Here is a 6,032-nt window from a genome sequence, read left to right as displayed (position 1 = left end):
CGTCGTTATGGTCTCCGTTGTAATTTGTTGGCAGCACTTTACAATTATGAGTTGGCTCTGGGGTCTAAAATTCAAAACTTTTCATTATAACATAGATTTTTTTTTGCAAGAGGTCTATTAAATTGAGAACTGCTATAAATCCAATTTGGCCGCGTTCTTTTAAAATTTTCGGAGGTGAAACGGTCCAATTATTATCGCCTCGACTGACCATTTGTACCCCAATTAAATTAGGAGTCGTTTTAAATATTTCTATAAGTCTTTCATGACCCGCTTCAACAGGCAAATCCCGATAAATATCTAAGCCGATCGCCCTGGGTTTTTGAGCTTTTACTCGGGTAATTAACTCAGCGATAACTCCATCGGGAATCGGCCATTGCCCGATAGTTTGAATATCGGTTTCAGAGATTCCCACAATCACGATTCGGGAATCTCTCGGTTCGTGGGGGCGACTGTGAATAAACCAATCGAATACCGCCCATTCCATCCCTTGTAATGCGCCAGTTAAGCGCAGGAGGATGACTAATCCGGCAATCGTGGTGGCCCCGAGAAAGACAGCCCCCCATTCTTTACCCACGCGCGGTATCCATCGTTTCCGCATAGTTTAATCCTCCTGTATTAAAATAGTAGCTACAGATTAAGTTTAACAGGTTTTTAAACCACAGATTACACAGATTTTCACAGAGAAAAAAGCTGTTATCTGTGAAAATCTGTGTAATCTGTGGTTTGATTCAGCCTTGATACAGAGTTTGATGCTTGGTTCTCAAATAGCGAATTAATTTTTCTTGGTTTTCTGGAATTAGGCAGCGAGTTACCATTGATTTTGCACGCACCCGGTAATCAAATAAGACTTCTGGAATATGATAAAATTCCCATCTTTTCTCTAGGGCACTCAGCCATAAATCCCAGTCTTCAAAGCCTAATTTATCGGGAATGTTGGGGTCATATCCGCCGCAGTCTTGCCAGAGGGTTTTTCTAAAAACGGCACAGGCATCGATATAGTTGCTTTGCAATAATCGGGTGGGGTCAAAGTCGGGGACTTGCCAAATTCCGGTGCGATCGCCAAATAATTCTTTATCCCCATAAACCACTCCCACCGGAGGAAATTTGTCTAAAGTTTCACTTCCTTTGATAATATAGTTAGGTCTAATTTTATTGTCTGCATCTAAAGCTAAAATATACTTCCCTTGGCTTGCTTTTATGCCCACATTACGGGCAGTCGCTAATCCTTGATTTGATTGATGTATGATTTGATATTCCTGCTTTTGTAAATAATCCAGAACTTCTAAGGTTAAGGGCTCTGTTGAACCATCGTTGACAATAATCAGTTCAAAGTTAGCCTCAAAACAGTCCTCAACGCTGGCGATCGCATCCAGGATATATTCCCCTTGATTGTAACAAGGAATAATCACCGATAACGTAATTTTATCTAAACTCATTGGTGTCATCAACTCCCCCTTTTTCCACAGTTTACTTCCCCTCCTGTGGGTTATCAACTAGAGGGTTCTAGGTGTTGCCACCCATTCCCTCAGTTCGCTATAATCAATCGGTTAATTCATATAATAAGCTGAGTCTAAAGTGGACGCCAAGTTGTCGGATAATCCTAAACCCTTAACGGGTAAAGTGGCAGTGGTAACCGGGGCGAGTCGTGGTGCAGGGCGAGGGATTGCCCTGGTTTTAGGGGAAGCGGGGGCGACTGTCTATGTGACGGGACGGAGTGTGCGAGGGGAGGCAACGACGGATAATCTGCCGGGGACAATTGAAGAGACGGCAGAAGCAGTGACGGCGCGAGGTGGGGTGGGTATCCCGGTGCGTTGTGATGTGACGCAGGATGAGCAGGTAGAGGCATTGTTTAACCGGATACAAAGTGACGGGCGGTTAGATATTGTAGTAAATAATGCCTGGGGGGGTTATGAAGGCTATGATGGTAAGACTTGGGCGGATGGGACGGAGTTTTTTGCGCCGTTTTGGGAGCAATCTTTGCAGCGGTGGGAGGGGATGTTTACCGCCGGGGTGCGATCGCATTTGGTGGCGAGTCGTTGTGCGGTCCCGTTGATGTTGTCCCAGCAGCAAGGGTTGATTGTAAATACGATCGCCTGGGACCGGGATAAGTATCTGGGGAATCTGTTTTACGATATGGCAAAACACGCGATCGCCCGGATGACGTTGGCAATGGCACGCGATTTGGAACCGTATAAAATCGCCGCAGTGGCAGTGGCACCGGGTTTTATGCGAACGGAACGAGTCTTAGATGCGCCGGAGGTGGATTTAGCACAAACTGAGTCTACGGAGTATATCGGACGGGCGATCGCCGCCCTAGCGACGGACCCGAATGTACTGGAACTCTCAGGAACAGTGCTGACGGTGGGGGATTTGGCGGTGGAGTATGGGTTTACCGATATTGATGGCAGGCAAATCGCAGCATTTCGCTTGGAGGATATGTGAGTTCTCAACTGGATATTTTGTTAGCTGATGCTTTCAAGTTGTATGAATCCAGTTCTTTTACCCGGGCGGAACAAAAGTTTTGCCAAGTGCTAGAGATGGATTTAACCCACCCACAGGCATTGTGCGGTTTGGGAATGGTATATTATCGGCAAGGACTATATGAAGATGCTCTGGATTACTTAGAACAGTCTCTGGAGTTCGATGCAAATCAGGCAATTTGCCATTATACTCAGGGGTTAGTATTGGCAAAATTGGGTTATCTGGCAGAAGCGACAACTGCCTATCAACAGGCGATTGCGATTGACCCGAGTTATCTAAATGCCTATTCGGAGTTAGGAAATGTTTGTATAGAAAGGGGAGATTTGACCCAAGCGGAAACCGCCTATCGGCAAAGAATTGCTCTAAGTCCAGATTTTTCGAGTTATGTGAGCTTAGGGCATTTATTCATCGCCCAGCAGCGGATTGATGAGGCAATATCCGCTTATCAAACCGCCCTAGAACTACAACCCCGTAATCCCGATATTCTCTACTCCCTAGGAATTGCTTTTACCGAGAAAAATCATCCAGATTCTAACCTTTATTTGGGGTTTGCTGCCTATCGCCGACAGGAGTATGAAAGCGCAATTGCCCATTATCAACCGTTTCAAAAAACTCGCCACGGGGAGATTGATTTTTATCTGGCTCTTGCAGATTGCTATCAACAGTTAAATCGGTGGGAAGAAGCCATTATAACTTATCGACAAGGGATTGCCCTGCATCGGGAAGCAGTCGAACTTTATTTATCTTTTATTTTAGCTTTACAGAATTGTGGTCAAGTTGAAGAGGCGCGGCAAATTGCTGATGAGGGATTGGCAGTTTTGCCCGATCGCTTATCCCTGAAGTTGGAAAAAATTCGCCTGTTTCCAGTTCTCTATCAAAACTCCGAGCAAGTAGACTTTTATCGAAACCGCTTTACTTTAGAGTTAGATAATTTGATTCAAAACTGCCCCTTAAAGACCGCATTTTCTCAAAAAATGGCATTAAATGCTACGGGAGTCAATACTAATTTTTATCTCCAGTATCAAGGTAAAAATGATTTAGAGTTGCAGCAAAAATATGGACAATTCGTGCATCAGGTGATGGCAGCGAATTATCCCCAGTGGGTCAAACCGTTAGCGATGCCAACCCTCCAGACTGGCGAACGAATTAGAATCGGCTATATTTCTGCTTGTTTGCAGTGGCATACCGTGGGAATGGTATTTTCCGGGTGGTTAGAACATCGGAACCGCGAGGAATTTGAGGTATATTGTTATGATGTGGGACGACAACGCGATCGCCTAACGGACTGGTTCCGCATCAACAGTGACTACTTTTATTCCATTCCGGATGATATTCCCGCAGTTTGCCAGCAAATCCAACTGGATAGTTTACATATTCTGGTGTTTTTGGATATTGGAATGTATGCACCAATGACACAACTGGCGGGTTTACGTTTGGCCCCCGTTCAATGTGTTGCTTGGGGACATCCGATTACCTCCGGTTTACCCACTCAGGATTACTTTATTTCCAGCGATTTGATGGAACCGGAGAATGCGCAAACTCATTATTCAGAACAACTGATTCGGTTACCCAATTTAGGAATTTATTTCCCCAAACCCCAAATTCCCGAAGTGAATAAAAATCGGGCGGATTATGGCATTCCCGATGATGCCGTGATGTATTTATCCTGCCAATCTTTGTTTAAATATTTGCCGCAATATGATATAATTTTTCCAGCAATTTGCCAAAGAGTGGCCCTAGCTAAACTGGTGTTTATCGGTCACAAAAGCAACCCGATTACAGCACAATTTTGCCAGCGACTGGATGCTGCATTTGCTCAGGTGGGGTTAGATTATCAAGAGTTTTGTATAATTTTGCCCAGGCAGAGCAAGCGCGACTATTGGAACCTGCTCTCAATGGCGGATATTGGTTTAGATACCTTTGAGTTTACGGGATTTTTAACGACCTTAGAAGCAGTAGCGGTAAACTTACCCATCGTAACTCATCTAGGCTCATTTATGCGGGGTCGTCAATCAGCAGGAATTTTGAGGAGAGTGGGGGCCACCGAGACAGTCGCCCAAACCCAGGAAGATTATATTAAAATAGCCGTTACCTTGGGATTAAACCGGGAGTGGAGAGAGGCGATCGCCACCCAAATGAACCAGGGACATCAGTGGTTATACGAAGACACCACCGGCGTCAAAACATTAGAAGACTTTTATCGGGCGATCGTCAAGGAAAAAGGATAAAGACGGAAAGATGGACAAATATTGTACATCCTCCCCATCCTCCCCATCCTCCCCATCCTCCCCATCTCCCCCACCTCCCCATCCTCCCCATCCTCCCCATCCTCCCCATCCTCCCCATCCTCCCCATCTCCCCCATCCCTGAAACAGAAACCCTCTCCCTCCCGTCCCATAATCAATTAATTCGGTGCATCCCAAAATATTTCACCCCTTGAGAGCAAGGATTTAGTCCAAGATTTGTAGGACATCTTAGGACAATACGGTATAATACTCAAGAAGATTCGCAACTCAATAATGGATATACGGCCAAACCCCGGACCATGCAGAATTTCGCACTCCCACAAACTCAAGAAATTCGGATTTATGGTAAGATGAAATCATGCCTTACAAAGCCTTCCGTACCCAACTAAAACTCAATGACCGTCAAGCTACCTTGATGGCCAAACACGCGGGCTATGCTCGAAAAGTGTTCAATTGGGGATTACACTTATGGATGTCAGCTTATGAAGAGGGACTCAAGCCTAATGTCAACTCTATCAAAAAGGTATTTACGAATTATGTAAAACCTCAATATCCTTGGATGTCTGAATTGTCTTCTAAAGTTTATCAATATGCCTTCATTAATTTAGGGGATGCCTTTAAGCGCTTCTTCAAGGGAATAAGCAGTTATCCTAAGTTTAAGAAGAAAGGTCACCATGATAGCTTTACGCTTGATAATTCCGGAAAACCATTTAAGCTGTCAGGAACTCGCCATAAGCTGCCTTTTGTAGGCTGGGTTTCTACATTTGAGCCTCTACCCGAAAGTTGGGTTAAGAAAGTCACGATAACGCGCCAAGCAGGTGACTGGTATATGAGCTTTTTTGTAGAAATTCCCCAAGAAATTACATCTAAATGTCGAGAAAGAATCGGAGTTGACCTAGGAATTAATGCTTTAGCGACTTGCTCTGATGGAACAAAATTCTCTAATCCTAAGCCGTATAAAGCAGCCACCAAAAAACTAGCTCGATTACAACGCCATTTAAGTCGGAAAGTCAAAGGCTCGAAAAATCGGGCCAAATGCCTCTTAAAAGTTCAAAAGCTACATCAAAGAGTAGCAAATATTCGCCGTGACACCCTTCATAAAATTACTACTTTTTTGGCTAAGAACCACAGCCAAGTAGTCATTGAAGATTTGAATGTGTCAGGTATGCTAAAAAATCATCGTTTGGCCGGTTCTATCGCTGACGCCTCATTTTATGAGTTCCGTCGGCAACTCGGTTACAAGGCAGAACGCTATGGTTCAAAGTTGATTATTGGTGCGATTCGTTCAGTCGAAATGAGTAGCAA

At 44.5% G+C, this 6,032-nt stretch carries 5 protein-coding genes; 3 read left to right on the top strand and 2 right to left on the bottom strand.

Annotation, left to right across the window (positions count from 1 at the left end):
* Positions 1 to 64: 64 nt before the first annotated feature.
* The gene (locus NG792_RS28655; RefSeq protein ID WP_261237783.1) at positions 65 to 598 is read right to left on the bottom strand and encodes a CHASE2 domain-containing protein; all 534 of its coding nucleotides are present in this window, start codon (positions 596 to 598) and stop codon (positions 65 to 67) included.
* 130 nt (positions 599 to 728) lie between these two features.
* Positions 729 to 1,445 (bottom strand): glycosyltransferase family 2 protein, encoded by a 717-nt coding sequence (locus NG792_RS28650; RefSeq protein ID WP_261237782.1) that lies wholly within the window; start codon positions 1,443 to 1,445, stop codon positions 729 to 731.
* 130 nt (positions 1,446 to 1,575) lie between these two features.
* Here NG792_RS28650 and NG792_RS28645 point away from each other — a divergent pair, with 130 nt between their 5' ends.
* From NG792_RS28645 to NG792_RS28635, 3 genes are all read left to right on the top strand, one after another.
* Entirely contained in the window at positions 1,576 to 2,442 is an 867-nt protein-coding gene (locus NG792_RS28645; protein ID WP_261201939.1) for an SDR family NAD(P)-dependent oxidoreductase, read from the top strand.
* Positions 2,439 to 4,709: a tetratricopeptide repeat protein gene (locus NG792_RS28640; RefSeq protein WP_261237781.1), complete on the top strand. Its 2,271-nt coding sequence runs from the start codon at positions 2,439 to 2,441 to the stop codon at positions 4,707 to 4,709. The genes NG792_RS28645 and NG792_RS28640 overlap by 4 nt, the downstream gene beginning before the upstream one ends.
* 376 nt (positions 4,710 to 5,085) lie before the next feature.
* The coding region (locus NG792_RS28635) for an RNA-guided endonuclease InsQ/TnpB family protein (protein ID WP_261237780.1) at positions 5,086 to 6,032 on the top strand (947 nt) is incomplete at its 3' end.

It is taken from the genome of Laspinema olomoucense D3b (genome assembly GCF_025370785.1).
Taxonomy (GTDB): domain Bacteria; phylum Cyanobacteriota; class Cyanobacteriia; order Cyanobacteriales; family Laspinemataceae; genus Laspinema; species Laspinema olomoucense.
The sequence above is the reverse complement of the archived record's forward strand: the minus strand, read 5'-3'. Positions and strand labels throughout refer to the sequence as shown.